The 12,270-nt window shown below is 28.9% G+C and carries 12 protein-coding genes; 8 read left to right on the top strand and 4 right to left on the bottom strand.

The features are described from left to right. Positions 1-114 precede the first annotated feature (114 nt). Positions 115-753: a 4'-phosphopantetheinyl transferase family protein gene (locus tag DAD81_RS00780; RefSeq protein ID WP_111706321.1), complete on the bottom strand. Its 639-nt coding sequence runs from the start codon at positions 751-753 to the stop codon at positions 115-117. Positions 754-840: 87 nt separating this feature from the next. Here DAD81_RS00780 and ahcY point away from each other — a divergent pair, with 87 nt between their 5' ends. From ahcY to DAD81_RS00795, 3 genes are all read left to right on the top strand, one after another. After that, positions 841-2,157 carry an adenosylhomocysteinase gene (ahcY, locus tag DAD81_RS00785; RefSeq protein ID WP_111706751.1) on the top strand — a complete coding sequence of 439 codons (1,317 nt, stop codon included), beginning with the start codon at positions 841-843 and terminating at the stop codon, positions 2,155-2,157. 38 nt (positions 2,158-2,195) lie between these two features. After that, positions 2,196-2,990 carry a universal stress protein gene (locus tag DAD81_RS00790; protein WP_111706322.1) on the top strand — a complete coding sequence of 265 codons (795 nt, stop codon included), beginning with the start codon at positions 2,196-2,198 and terminating at the stop codon, positions 2,988-2,990. Positions 2,991-3,312: 322 nt separating this feature from the next. Next, the gene (locus DAD81_RS00795; protein ID WP_394340144.1) at positions 3,313-4,155 is read left to right on the top strand and encodes a DMT family transporter; all 843 of its coding nucleotides are present in this window, start codon (positions 3,313-3,315) and stop codon (positions 4,153-4,155) included. A 287-nt stretch (positions 4,156-4,442) separates the two neighbouring features. Here the strand turns inward: DAD81_RS00795 and DAD81_RS00800 are convergent, their stop codons facing one another. The 3 genes from DAD81_RS00800 to DAD81_RS00810 all read right to left on the bottom strand — a co-directional run bounded on the left by DAD81_RS00800 (position 4,443) and on the right by DAD81_RS00810 (position 7,386). Next, a complete protein-coding gene (locus DAD81_RS00800; RefSeq protein WP_111706323.1) occupies positions 4,443-5,978 on the bottom strand; it encodes a YifB family Mg chelatase-like AAA ATPase in 1,536 nt (511 codons plus the stop codon). A gap of 72 nt (positions 5,979-6,050) precedes the next feature. Beyond that, a complete protein-coding gene (locus DAD81_RS00805; RefSeq protein ID WP_111706324.1) occupies positions 6,051-7,085 on the bottom strand; it encodes a LacI family DNA-binding transcriptional regulator in 1,035 nt (344 codons plus the stop codon). Next, positions 7,078-7,386 carry a hypothetical protein gene (locus DAD81_RS00810; protein WP_111706325.1) on the bottom strand — a complete coding sequence of 103 codons (309 nt, stop codon included), beginning with the start codon at positions 7,384-7,386 and terminating at the stop codon, positions 7,078-7,080. Before DAD81_RS00810 ends, DAD81_RS00805 begins: the two co-directional genes overlap by 8 nt. A gap of 145 nt (positions 7,387-7,531) precedes the next feature. On the opposite strand from DAD81_RS00810, the gene DAD81_RS00815 reads away from it, so the two are divergent. The 5 genes from DAD81_RS00815 (at position 7,532) to DAD81_RS00835 (ending at position 12,263) form a co-directional block, all read left to right on the top strand. Next, entirely contained in the window at positions 7,532-7,732 is a 201-nt protein-coding gene (locus DAD81_RS00815; RefSeq protein ID WP_111706326.1) for a helix-turn-helix transcriptional regulator, read from the top strand. A 102-nt stretch (positions 7,733-7,834) separates the two neighbouring features. Next, positions 7,835-9,856, top strand: coding sequence for a sensor histidine kinase (locus DAD81_RS00820; RefSeq protein ID WP_111706327.1), 2,022 nt, complete (start codon positions 7,835-7,837; stop codon positions 9,854-9,856). Positions 9,857-9,858: 2 nt separating this feature from the next. Further along, complete coding sequence (locus DAD81_RS00825) at positions 9,859-10,503, top strand: response regulator (protein ID WP_245949159.1); 645 nt, start codon at positions 9,859-9,861, stop codon at positions 10,501-10,503. A 134-nt stretch (positions 10,504-10,637) separates the two neighbouring features. Further along, entirely contained in the window at positions 10,638-11,303 is a 666-nt protein-coding gene (locus DAD81_RS00830; protein WP_111706328.1) for an ANTAR domain-containing protein, read from the top strand. Between the two features lie 60 nt (positions 11,304-11,363). Beyond that, positions 11,364-12,263: a phage tail protein gene (locus DAD81_RS00835; RefSeq protein WP_111706329.1), complete on the top strand. Its 900-nt coding sequence runs from the start codon at positions 11,364-11,366 to the stop codon at positions 12,261-12,263. Positions 12,264-12,270 lie beyond the last annotated feature (7 nt).

Genomic DNA, 12,270 nt, shown 5'->3' on the forward strand with positions numbered 1-12,270 from the left:
ATTATATTATATATTTTTCAAAAGCAGTGTCAATTACTCCCAAATTTACTCCGTTATAATAAGTATTTGTTAGTTATTTTTTTGAAGATTCCTGTATAGCTGGCTAAAATATTTTTAGTCATTAGATAAAGGATCTATAGCATAAACTAAAGTGAAATTCTCAACCTGCTCAAAGTAAATGTTGTAACTTTTTTGCCAGTCTTCGGCTTTTATAAATCCAGTAGTTTTTTTGTCTATTATTTGGAATGAATTAATGTCAATATCATTTTTAAAAGTCAATCCACCGTGCGGATAAATTTTATACAAACTTTCTTTTGCTCCCCAAATTACAGTTAATTGTTGAATGTAATCATCATCTTGATGAATAAAACCACTTTCAAAATTGACAAATTTATGTTGAATAATTTTTATTTTTTCTCTATTCATTTCTATGTCAATACCAACTTCGGAATCACTAATTATAATTGCTGAAAAATTAAATGAGTGTGTTATGGAAATATTTTTTCCATCTTTTAAATGCGGTTTTCCATTTTCATTATAGTATAAATCAAAGTCAGTATAACCAGCTTCACGAAGTAAATGTCTAACGCTTAAAAAACCACGTTGGTGCAGTTTACTTTTCATTGAGAGCAATCTTTTTTTACTTCTTTCATTTAATTCAATTTCTTTTGAAAGTTCACAAAGCGAAGCTTCAATTTTCCACACATATATTGTTGTGTGCTTATTTGGTTTAATTGTTTTATATAAAGGCATTTATAATCTAAAATGTATTTTGTACTTTTGCAAAACTTTAAAACATTATTTAAACTTGTTTTAAATAACATTACAAATTTAATAAATATGAGTTCAGAAACATCAACTTACGTAAAATATAAGGTAAAAGACATCAATCTTGCAGATTGGGGACGAAAAGAAATTGAATTAGCTGAAGCAGAAATGCCAGGTTTAATGAGTTTAAGAGAAGAATATAAAGGACAAAAGCCTTTGGCTGGAGCAAGAATAGCTGGTTGTTTGCATATGACAATTCAAACTGCTGTTTTAATTGAAACTTTAGTAGATTTAGGTGCTGAGGTAACTTGGAGTTCTTGTAATATTTTCTCTACACAAGATCAAGCTGCTGCGGCAATTGCTGCTGCAGGAGTATCAGTATACGCATGGAAAGGTTTAAGTGAAGAAGAATTTGACTGGTGTATTGAGCAAACATTATTTTTTGGAGAAGAGAAAAAGCCATTAAACTTAATTTTAGATGATGGTGGAGATTTAACAAATATGGTGTTAGATAGATATCCTGAATTAGCTGCAGGAATTAATGGTTTATCTGAAGAAACTACTACAGGAGTTCACCGTTTATACGACAGAATGAAGGCGGGAACATTACCAATGCCAGCAATTAACGTAAATGATTCCGTTACTAAATCTAAATTTGATAATAAATACGGATGTAGAGAAAGTGCTGTTGATGCTATTAGAAGAGCAACAGATATTATGTTAGCAGGAAAACGTGTAACAGTTTGTGGTTATGGTGATGTTGGTAAAGGAACTGCAGCTTCTTTTAAAGGAGCAGGTTCTATTGTAACTGTAACAGAAATAGATCCTATTTGTGCATTACAAGCTGCAATGGATGGTTTTGAAGTGAAGAGATTAGAAACTGTTGTTGGTAATTCTGATATTATTATTACTACTACAGGAAATAAAGATATTATTCAAGGTCATCATTTCGAAGCAATGAAAGATAAAGTAATTGTATGTAATATTGGGCATTTTGATAATGAAATTGATATGGCTTGGTTAAATAAAAATCACGGAAATACAAAAGATACTATTAAGCCACAAGTTGATAAATATAATATTAACGGAAAAGATATTGTTGTTTTAGCTGAAGGACGTTTAGTTAATTTAGGTTGTGCTACAGGTCACCCAAGTTTTGTGATGAGTAATTCATTTACTAACCAAACATTGGCTCAATTAGAACTTTGGAATAATAGAGAAGCTTATAAGAATGAAGTTTATATGTTGCCAAAACATTTAGATGAAAAAGTTGCACGTTTACACTTAGCTAAAATAGGAGTTGAACTAGAAACTTTACGTGAAGACCAAGCGGAATATATTGGTGTAACAGTAGAAGGGCCATTTAAGCCAGAGTATTATAGATATTAATGTTGTTTTAAAAATTAAATTAAGTAATATTAAATTTTATGAAAAGAATTTTAGTTCCACTAGGTAATATTGAAAATTCGGTTGATACATTGCAATATGCCATAGATTTGGCCTCAGTTTCAAATTCAAGAATTTATGTAATTCAAGTTTTTGGATCTGTAAAAACTACTGGGATTCTTAAAAAAGTAGATGATATTATTGAAAGTGAAGCAAAAGAAGAATTAAGAAGAATACTTGAAAATGTAGATAAAAAAAACGTTGAAATTATATCAAAGGTTTTTAAAGGTGAAATTTCAAATGTAATTCAAATAGTATCTAAAGCTTTAGATGTTGATCTTATTGTTTCATCTGCTAATTATACGAGTCCAGATTCTTCAGTTTATATTGGTCCAGTTGTTGGTGAAATTGTTAAAAGAATGGAATTTCCTGTTCTTATTATACCAAAAGGATATCAATTTAAACCGTATAAGACCATTTTATTAGGTGTTCGTTCTGGATTAATAAAAAGAGGAGGGGTGTTAGATCCTTTACACGATTTGGTTAGTATCTTTAAATCTAAAGTTAATTTACTTCATGTGATTACTTCAAATAATAAAGAAAAAGACAATATTTTGCATAAAGATTTTAATGCAATTGCAGATTCAGTTATAAAAACTGAAAATGCTACTGTTTATCAAGGTGTGTTAAAGCATTTAAATGATGTAAACCCAGATTTATTGTGTGTTATTAGACGTAAGCGAGGATTTTTCTCAAAATTATGGGAGAAAAAGCGAATTAAAAAAATAGATTTTGAAAGTAGAATCCCGCTCTTAGTTTTAAGAGGGAATTTATAAAAGCTTATTTTAGTAAAAAAAGAATAACGTTCTCAAATAAAAAAACCACTCAATTTGTTGAGTGGTTTTTTTATTTGAGAACAGTTTCCTAATAGTTAAATGAGATCATTCCACATTTTAGGTTTACTATGTTAACCAACTTAAAACAGGTTTTTTACTTGTTTAAAAATTAAATGAGAAATTACTATTTTCGCAATGTGTTTAAAATTCAATTAAATAGTATGAAATATTTTTTAGTGAAATGAACATGTTAAAAAAATTATCCCCTAACAAAATATCATTAAGGGAATCGCAAATGACGTTAAAAGAATAATATATACACATGAAAAACTCAACAGCAATTTTTTATATGATTTTTAGTGTTATAGCATTTGCGCTAATGAATACAGTTGTAAAATATTTAAATGATTTTAGCGCGTATCAGATTGTTTTTTTTAGATCAATAGGAACTTTGTTATTTACAATTCCATTAATTATAAAACATAAAATCCCGTTTTTAGGAAACAATAAAAAATTGTTACTACTTAGAGGAATTGCAGGTGTAATATCGCTAACTTGTTTCTTTCAATCTCTTAATTATTTAGCTGTAGGAACTGCGGTTTCATTAAGATATACATCTCCAATTTTTGCCGCAATTTTTGCATTTATTTTTTTGAAAGAAAAAGTAAAACCAATGCAATGGTTGCTATTTTTAATAGCGTTTATAGGTGTTTTAATTATTAAAGGTTTTGGTGTAGATGTAAATTCTATTGGATTACTATTAATTATTCTATCCGCAATTTTTTTAGGTTTAATATTTGTTATAATTCGTAAAATCCGTGATACAGAAAATTCACTAGTTATCATTAATTATTTTATGATTATGGCGTTTTTGTTTGGAGGAATTATGTCTATCAATAATTGGAAAACCCCAAATAAAGTAGAATGGCTTCTTTTATTAAGTTTAGGTGTTTTTGGATATGTTGGTCAATTATATATGACAAAAGCATTTCAGTCTCATGAGACAAATGTAATCGCCCCATTAAAGTATTTAGAAGTAGTTTTTATGATTATTATTGGGGCTTTTTGGTTTGATGAAATTTATAACTTATGGACTTTGTTAGGGGTGTTTTTAATCTTAATTGGGTTAGTGTATAATATTTATTTAAAGAGAAAAGAAGGTTAGTTTTAATATGGAATATTTTTATTTTCACTAAGAACGGTTGAGGTAGATTTTGAAAGAATAATTCTGTAATTGGTTTTAATAGGTAATTTATAAAATTTAGAATATTATTTTAAGCTAAAAAAACCACTCAATAATTGAGTGGTTTTTTTATTTTGCAATTTCCCCTAATAATCAAAAATAAATAAATCTTTTTCTATGATGTAAATATACAAAGGGAAGTAATGTTATCTGAGGGTAGTTGCCCTATTTTTAGGAGGGGGAATACCCCCCTTTTTTATTTGAATAGTTTAACCAAGCCAACCTTCTCTATCTAAACTTCTATATTGTATTGCTTCTGCAATATGGTCAGAAGAAATATTTTTAACACCTTCCAAGTCTGCAATAGTTCTAGAAACTTTTAATATTCTATCATATGCTCTGGCGGATAAGTTTAAGCGTTCCATCGCATTTTTTAATAGAGTTTTACTTTCTTCACTAAGTTTGCAAAACTTACGAATTTGTTTTACACTCATTTGAGCATTATAATGTACGTTTCCAATTTCTAAAAAACGTTCAGATTGTTTTTCTCTTGCTTTTGTAACACGTTCTCTTATAGATTTACTTGGCTCAGCTAATTGTTCATCAGATAGTTTTTCAAAAGGTACTGGGTTCACTTCAATGTGAATGTCTATTCTATCTAAAAGCGGACCTGAGATTTTACTTAAATAGCGTTGCATTTCTGCAGGAGAAGAAGTTACGGGAGCGTCAGGATCATTAAAATAACCACTTGGGCTAGGATTCATACTGGCCACTAACATAAAACTACTTGGGTATGTTACGGTAAATCTTGCTCTAGAAATAGTTACTTCTCTATCTTCTAAAGGTTGTCGCATTACTTCTAATACTGTTCGTTTAAACTCAGGCAATTCATCTAAAAATAGTACACCGTTATGTGACATTGAAATTTCACCTGGCTGAGGATATTGGCCTCCACCAACTAAAGCAACATCTGAAATTGTGTGATGAGGAGAACGAAATGGACGCTGACACATTAATCCATTTTCTTTAATTTTTCCAACAACAGAGTGAATTTTTGTTGTTTCTAACGCTTCTTGAAGAGTCATTGGAGGTAAAATAGAAGGAAGTCTTTTACTTAGCATGGTTTTTCCACTTCCGGGAGGTCCTACTAAAATTATATTGTGTCCTCCAGAAGCAGCAATTTCCATGGCGCGTTTTACTGATTCTTGTCCTTTTACATCGGCAAAATCAAATTCAGGGTTGTCTAAATTTTTATAAAATTCTGCTCTTGTATCAATTATGGTTGGTGTTAAGGTTTCTTTTTCATCAAAAAAATCAATTACTTCTTTAATGTTTTCAACTCCAAAAACCTGTATGTCATTTACAATGGCTGCTTCTTTAGCATTTTGTTTTGGTAAAATAAAGCCTTTAAAACCTTCTTCTCTTGCTTTAATTGCAATTGGTAATGCGCCTTTTATAGGTTGTAAACTTCCATCTAGAGAAAGTTCACCCATAATTATATAATCCCCGATTTTTTCAGATTTAATTTGGTTTGAAGCTCCGAGAATTCCAATAGCTAGGGTTAAATCATATGCAGAGCCTTCTTTTCGAAGATCTGCAGGGGCCATATTAATGGTTATTTTTTTTCCTGGGAGTTTATATCTAATATTATTAAGAGCGGCAGAAATACGATAGCTACTTTCTTTTACAGCATTATCTGGTAGACCTACTAAATGGTATCCAATTCCTTTATCTATATTTACTTCAACAGTGATTGTTGTAGCTTCAACACCAAATACTGCACTTCCAAAAACTTTAACTAGCATTTTTTCTTTTTTTATAAAAATAGAAAAAATGTTTTAATGTTTCGGTTTTAATTAAAATCTATAATTTTTAACTTAAAATTTTATAAAAAGTTTTTTTGTAGAATCTCTTTCAACTAGTTCGGTTCTAATAATTTCAGTTTTAATATCGTCAAATTTAATATTACCTTCTAATTTGTCTATAAGTCTTGTTGCTGCAACTTCACCTGTGGTGTGGGCAAAACGGTTAACACTTGTTAGTGGAGGTGATCCATATCTAGATAGCATACCATTTGTAAAACCAATTATTGAAATTTCTTCAGGTATTTTAATTCCTCGCTTATTTAGAACTTGTGTTGTGAGGGCTCCAGAAACTTCATCAACAGTAAAAATACCATCAACTTTATTATTATCAAGCATATTATTAATACGTTCCATTATATTTTCCTCACCGTCTTGTCTAATAATTAAATTTTCGTTTGGTGTTATACCGTATTTAGTTAATGCTTTTAAATATCCTTTAACTCTAAATTTATTAATACTTAAATATTCAGATGTTGAAATTAGTGCAATGTTTTTACAATCTGATTTCATTAAATAGCGAGTTGCTTTATAAGCACTTTTTATGTTGTCTGTAACAACTTTATCACAATTAATATTTTTGTGAACTCTATCATATAAAACTATTGGAGTTTCTTCATCTAAAATATCATGAAAATGGTCAAAGTTTTCCAATTGTAATGTTTCAACAGAAATACAAGCAATAAAACCATCAATAGTTCCATTTGAAAGCATTTCCATAGTGTCTACTTCCTTTTTATAAGATTCATTGGTAATACAGGTAATAATATTGTATCCTTTTTCTGTAGCAACTTTTTCTATTCCTCGTAAAACACGTGCAAAATAGTACGTAAGTATATTTGGAATAATTATACCAATGGTTTTTGTCTTTTTGTTTTGTAAACTTAAGGCAAGCGTGTTGGGTTTATACTTGTGTAATTTAGCATATTCCTGTATTTTACTTTTAGTTTCATCACTAATTTCATAACTGTCATTTAAAGCTTTTGATACAGTAGAAATTGATACGTGTAATGCTTGTGCAATCTGCTTTATGGTTATTCTTTTAGCCATTTTTAGGTATAATAGTTAGGTTGGTTGAATTTATTCTGACTTCCTGTTTGTTTAATCGTATTTTTCTGAATTCACCTTTGTTGTAAATTTTAGCATTATAGCTATTATAATTACAAAATAGATTCCCAAATTGGCCGGCCAGCACGGTAATAATATTGTTTCTAAATTTATTTTTAAGTTCAGCCAATTTCTGTGAACCTATGTGACTTAGCTTAAGGTAATTATAAAGTGCAAACCCACCAATTATAACAAAAGCTATAAAGGCAATAAAAAAGAGTGCTATTTTTTTTAAAATCTGCATTAAAAATGTACGATTTTTTTAGGTTATGCAAAGGTAATGATTTTTTACGAAAAGGAGATAGTAAGAATAACTTGTCTAAAAGTAAAAGAAAGATTACATTTAAGCATAAATGTAGCATTATTTTAAAAAAAAGTTACAACTTAATATGAGGAATTTAATAAAAGTTGAACGAGCAATACATAACTTAACCCAAGCCAAACTTGCCGAAATGATTAGCGTAAGTAGGCAAACTATAAATGCTATGGAATTAAATAAGTATGTGCCTTCAACGGTTTTGGCTTTAAAAATATCGGAAATATTTAAAAAACCAGTGAATGAAATTTTCTTTTTAGATGGTAAAGATTAGGAGCATTTTATAGCTATTTATTAATTTGTTTTTAGAGGTTTTATATAAAAAACTGATATTTAATATTTTAAGAAATATATTTGTATTACATTCAAAACCTCTATGAAGCATAATTTTCTATTTTTCTCCCTATTTTTTAGTATTATTCTTACGGCTCAAGATTCAGAAATTTTGCTTAAAGTAAATTATTTAAGAGAAAAAATTGAATTGTCTGAAAAAGGAGAGAAACTCAAACTTATGGATAGTTTATGTTCAACAATAAACTATAAAACTAGTTTAAAATACGATTCAATTGTAAAAGCTACAATACATTATGCTTTACAGTTAGATTCTATAAGTATTGCAACAAATAGAACAGCTGATTTTATTTATTATAAAAATGGCATTGTTAACAAACCAAAAGAAGGATTAGCAATTTTTAAACAATTTATAGAAAAAAAATTACCAATTAATAATAATTATTTTTTGGCAAGATTGTATTTAAATGGTGCTGACAGTTATTTTTTTCTGGGAGATTTTAAATCCGCTTTAAAAAATTATGATATAGCCAAAAAATACGCTAAAAAATCTGAAAATTATTGGCTTTTAGGGCTTATTAATTTGTATATGGGTTATACTCATTCAGATATAGGAAATTTTCCAGAAGCATCTATTGAATTGCAGAATGCAGAAAAATTATTTCAAAAGGAAAAAGATACGTTTAACATAATTGCCGCTAAAAATTCATTAGCTAATTTATACAGTAAAAATGCTTTTTATGAAGTTGCTGAGTTAGAGCGTGAAGAAGCAATTATATTGGCTAAGAAAATTAACGGTTATAGGAACTTAGTGTCTTTGTATTATAATGGAGCAGAGGATTTTAGAAGAGTTGGAAAGTTAAAAGAATGTATTGCTAATTTATTAATATCGTTAGAGTTTCATGAAAAATCAAATAATGATTTTTATATGCGTCCTGTTATTATTTGTAAATTAATAGTGGCATATTCAGAAGGTAGAGATTTAAATAGCTTAGAGAAATATTTGCAAGAAATTGAAGCCAATAAAATTTTATATACAAATGAGTTAAATAATGGAAACTATTTAGAGGTTTTAAAATATGTGGCTTTTGCAAAAGGTAATTATCAAAAATCTCTAAAATTAGCGAAGGAGCACTTAGCTTCAAAAATAAAGGATAATAAGCCCGAAGGAATTCAAGATGCAGAAAAGTTTTTATCAAAAGTTTACAAAGCTCTTGGTAATAAAGCTGAAGCAAATTTTCACCTAAATAATTATTATGCCATCAAAGATTCTGTTTCAAGTGTTCAAAAAATAAATGGATTAAGCTATTACCAAACCTTCTTTGAAACAAAAAAAAGAGATTTTAAAATTGAAAATCAAGTTGAGCATATTATGCTGTTAAATGAAAAGAACAAAGTAAAAAATCAATGGTTGTTGTTTGGAGGTACGGGACTTGTCTCGGTTTTTGGTTTTATTATGTTATATAGGTCTAGAAATACTGCTAAAAGAAAACAAAAATTACAGGAAAAGTTTTTACAAAACTTGATAGAGGTTAAAGAAAATGAGAGTACAAGATTATCAAGAGAATTACATGATAGTGTTGGTCAAAAATTAATGTTACTAACAAAGAAAATAAAATTATTTGGAATTACTGAAATGGATGAATTAGCTGATAGTACTTTAAATGAATTAAGAAATATTTCAAAAGGGTTGCATCCATCTACTATTGAACAGCTAGGAATCACATCAGCAATAATTGCTTTAGTTAATGAAGTTGATGAACATACCAATATGTTTTTTACCAATGATATAGAGAATATTGACGAAAATTTAAATAAAGAAACTCAACTTCATTTATATAGGATTTTACAAGAAGCATTAAATAATATTGTAAAACATGCGGCTGCCACAACTGTTTTTGTTACTATAGTGAACAATGCTAGCTTTATAAAAATGACGATAGAGGATAACGGAAAAGGCTTTGATTTTTTTAAAATTAAAAAAGAAAATACTAGTTTAGGTATGAAAACAATTTTAGAACGGTCTAAAATAATTAATTCTAAATTAGCTATTAAAACTAAGCAAGGAGAAGGAACAGTTATTGAATTAATAATCCCAAAGAAATGATAATGAAAAAGAAAATTTCAATAATTATTGCAGATGATCATCCAATGTTATTAAAGGGCCTTTTTGAAGAGCTTACAGAAAATGGTTACCACGTAATTGGTAAGGCAGAAAATGGTTTAAGTGCTTTAGAGTTAGTATTAAAATTGAAGCCAACATTAGCAATTTTAGATGTAGATATGCCTTTATTATCTGGTTTTGAAGTTGTAAAAATGGCAACTGATAAAAAATCAGCAACACAGTTTATAATACAAACTTTCCATAAAGAATCTAGCTATATAATGCAAGCAAAATCGCTTCAAATTAAAGGCTATTTATTAAAAGAAGATTCTTTTCTAGAAATAGAAAAATGCATAAAAGCGGTAATAAATAAATGTGAATATTTTAGTCCTTCAATACAAAATAATTCAATTGAAAATGCGTCTAGTCAACTTCAAAAATTACAATTTTTATCAGCATCAGAAGTTGTAATATTAAAATACATTTCCAAGCAGGTATCAACAAAGCATATCGCAGAAAAATTAAATGTATCCGCAAGAACAATAGAAAAACACAGAAGTAATATAATTGAAAAATTAGATTTAAAGGCATCTACGAATTCCTTAACTAATTGGGCATTTATAAATAAAAATATCATTTTAAATTTATAAATTGAATAAGGCGTTATTAGTTTTATAATTAATTTTTTTCAAAAATATTTCGTTAGCACTACGTAGTACCACGTATAGATTACGTATTAACTCTTATTTCCTAATATACTTTAACGTAATATCTTGCATATCAGATGCAAGAGAAGCAACAACATACTTTATTTGTAGCTCATAGTAATAGAAACTATGCGCTTGGTTTAACTATTGGGTTAACAGAAAATGGTTATTTAATTGAACAACAATCAGTAGCTGGTATAGAAGCATTAGAATTTATATTACGCTATCAACCCAAAGTAGCCATTATTGAAGCTGAATTACCGTTCCTTTCTGCTTTTGATATTATAAAAACAGCAAAAAGCAAAGAAGTTAAAACTCAATTTATTGTAGTGCTTAAAACAAGAGAGTTACCAATGTTTGAGCCACTTCAGTTTGTAAAAATTAACGAAGTTTTTTATTGCAACATGAGTGTTAAAACTCTACTTAAAGTATTATCTCATTTGCATAAATCCAAAAATTGGTTTTGGAACTTGATAGAGCAAAGATTTAAAAAATTCAATAATAAAATGATGAAAACTATGGAGTCACTTTCTAATTATGAGATAGCTATTTTATTAGACTTAGCAGCTACAAAAAAAACGAAAGATATTAATCAAGATTCAAATGCATCAGTACTATTAAATAGAAATTTAAAAGAGATTGCATTAAAATTAAATTTAACGCATCAGCAAATTAGTTTAAAGGAATGGTGCATAAAAAATAATGATATTTTAAAGGCTTTTTCTTTACGTTGTACTACGTAGCTATTATGTGCAAGCTCATATTTAAAATTTAAAAATACTTATTAACCAAAACTACTACTCATGAAATCAAAATTACTTTTACTTTCACTTTTAATGTTGTTTACTTTTACAACAAATTATGCACAAACTTCTGCATCACAAGCTGGTATTGCCGTACAAGGTATTGCTAGAGATAACAATAATACTGCCATAACAACGGGAGATTTGATACCTTTTTTATTCACTATTTACTATACAGATAGCAATACAGAATTTACAGTGTTTTCTGATGATCCAAACTTAAAAACAGATGCATTTGGTGTATTCTCGTATGTATTAGATGTAGATCCTGAAAAAAATTCAGATTTTGCTAATTTTCAGATGTGGTTAAAAATTGAAGCGGGTTCACCTTTAACTGAAATTAGCAATGAACCGTTGAAACATGTGCCTTACGCTATTTCGGCAAATAATGGGGTTCCTACGGGGTCTATTATGCCTTATTTGGGTGATAGTGAGCCACCGGGTTGGGTATTATGTAAAGGGCAAACTTTTGCTTCGATTGGAGATAAAGGGAATAATTTAAAAGAGTTTTTGGGAGGTGCAACTAATGTGCCAAATTTACAAGGGATGTTTTTAAGAGGAACAGGTATAAGCCCTGAAAATGGCTTGTCTGGGCCCGCTTTAAATGCTCCTCAAGGAGAAGGCTTTAAAGAGCATGATCATGATAAAGGGACATTAGATACTGAAGAGGGAGGAGAACACCATCATACATATAAAGATAGATGGAGACAACATATGGGAGATGACAATGGCGATGATCAGGATCAGCTTGATAATGATTTTAGACACCGAGACTCTGACCGTACAACCCCTAACTTTGATGGTGCACACAATCATACAATAACTGGTAGAACAGGAGATGCTGGAACAACAGAGACACGACCGGTAAACCATGGGGTAAACTATATTATAAAACTATAAAGTTATA

It is taken from the genome of Lutibacter citreus (assembly GCF_003260195.1).
Taxonomy (GTDB): Bacteria; Bacteroidota; Bacteroidia; order Flavobacteriales; family Flavobacteriaceae; genus Lutibacter; species Lutibacter citreus.

What these genes read in the sequence shown, in the direction of transcription:
- DAD81_RS00825 (WP_245949159.1), top strand. Translation starts at nt 9,859, where the DNA reads ATGAAAAAGAAAATTTCAATAATTATTGCAGATGATCATCCAATGTTA.
- DAD81_RS00790 (WP_111706322.1), top strand. Translation starts at nt 2,196, where the DNA reads ATGAAAAGAATTTTAGTTCCACTAGGTAATATTGAAAATTCGGTTGAT.
- DAD81_RS00835 (WP_111706329.1), top strand. Translation starts at nt 11,364, where the DNA reads ATGAAATCAAAATTACTTTTACTTTCACTTTTAATGTTGTTTACTTTT.
- DAD81_RS00780 (WP_111706321.1), bottom strand. Translation starts at nt 753, where the DNA reads ATGCCTTTATATAAAACAATTAAACCAAATAAGCACACAACAATATAT.
- DAD81_RS00795 (WP_394340144.1), top strand. Translation starts at nt 3,313, where the DNA reads ATGAAAAACTCAACAGCAATTTTTTATATGATTTTTAGTGTTATAGCA.
- DAD81_RS00800 (WP_111706323.1), bottom strand. Translation starts at nt 5,978, where the DNA reads ATGCTAGTTAAAGTTTTTGGAAGTGCAGTATTTGGTGTTGAAGCTACA.
- DAD81_RS00815 (WP_111706326.1), top strand. Translation starts at nt 7,532, where the DNA reads ATGAGGAATTTAATAAAAGTTGAACGAGCAATACATAACTTAACCCAA.
- DAD81_RS00805 (WP_111706324.1), bottom strand. Translation starts at nt 7,085, where the DNA reads ATGGCTAAAAGAATAACCATAAAGCAGATTGCACAAGCATTACACGTA.
- DAD81_RS00820 (WP_111706327.1), top strand. Translation starts at nt 7,835, where the DNA reads ATGAAGCATAATTTTCTATTTTTCTCCCTATTTTTTAGTATTATTCTT.
- DAD81_RS00810 (WP_111706325.1), bottom strand. Translation starts at nt 7,386, where the DNA reads ATGCAGATTTTAAAAAAAATAGCACTCTTTTTTATTGCCTTTATAGCT.
- DAD81_RS00830 (WP_111706328.1), top strand. Translation starts at nt 10,638, where the DNA reads ATGCAAGAGAAGCAACAACATACTTTATTTGTAGCTCATAGTAATAGA.
- ahcY (WP_111706751.1), top strand. Translation starts at nt 841, where the DNA reads ATGAGTTCAGAAACATCAACTTACGTAAAATATAAGGTAAAAGACATC.